Genomic DNA, 1,196 nt, shown 5'->3' on the forward strand with positions numbered 1-1,196 from the left:
AACACAGTGGACGCGAGCAACTGAGGACAAGCCCTCGGCCTATTAGTACCAGTCAGCTCCACCCGTTACCGGGCTTCCACATCTGGCCTATCAACCCAGTCGTCTACTGGGAGCCTTAACCCTTCAAGAGGGTGGGAATACTCATCTCGAAGCAGGCTTCCCGCTTAGATGCTTTCAGCGGTTATCCTTTCCGAACGTAGCCAACCAGCCATGCCCTTGGCAGAACAACTGGCACACCAGAGGTTCGTCCGTCCCGGTCCTCTCGTACTAGGGACAGCCCTTCTCAATATTCCTACGCGCACAGCGGATAGGGACCGAACTGTCTCACGACGTTCTAAACCCAGCTCGCGTACCGCTTTAATGGGCGAACAGCCCAACCCTTGGGACCGACTCCAGCCCCAGGATGCGACGAGCCGACATCGAGGTGCCAAACCATCCCGTCGATATGGACTCTTGGGGAAGATCAGCCTGTTATCCCCGGGGTACCTTTTATCCGTTGAGCGACAGCGCTTCCACAAGCCACTGCCGGATCACTAGTCCCGACTTTCGTCCCTGCTCGACCCGTCGGTCTCACAGTCAAGCTCCCTTGTGCACTTACACTCAACACCTGATTGCCAACCAGGCTGAGGGAACCTTTGGGCGCCTCCGTTACTCTTTAGGAGGCAACCGCCCCAGTTAAACTACCCATCAGACACTGTCCCTGATCCGGATCACGGACCCAGGTTAGACATCCAGCACGACCAGAGTGGTATTTCAACGACGACTCCACAACCACTGGCGTGGCCGCTTCAAAGTCTCCCACCTATCCTACACAAGCCGAACCGAACACCAATATCAAACTATAGTAAAGGTCCCGGGGTCTTTCCGTCCTGCTGCGCGAAACGAGCATCTTTACTCGTAGTGCAATTTCACCGGGCCTATGGTTGAGACAGTCGAGAAGTCGTTACGCCATTCGTGCAGGTCGGAACTTACCCGACAAGGAATTTCGCTACCTTAGGATGGTTATAGTTACCACCGCCGTTTACTGGCGCTTAAGTTCTCAGCTTCGCCACCCCGAAGAGCAGCTAACCGGTCCCCTTAACGTTCCAGCACCGGGCAGGCGTCAGTCCGTATACATCGCCTTACGGCTTCGCACGGACCTGTGTTTTTAGTAAACAGTCGCTTCTCGCTGGTCTCTGCGGCCACCCCCAGCTCAC

At 55.9% G+C, this 1,196-nt stretch carries 1 rRNA gene (running past one end of the window); it reads right to left on the minus strand.

The window, feature by feature from the left end:
* Nucleotides 1-22: 22 nt before the first annotated feature.
* A 23S ribosomal RNA gene (locus tag ACFZAT_RS33280) occupies nt 23-1,196 on the minus strand (it continues 2,038 nt past the right edge of the window).

This window comes from Streptomyces sp. NPDC008163, assembly GCF_042956885.1.
GTDB classification, from domain to species: Bacteria; Actinomycetota; Actinomycetes; order Streptomycetales; family Streptomycetaceae; genus Streptomyces; species Streptomyces drozdowiczii_A.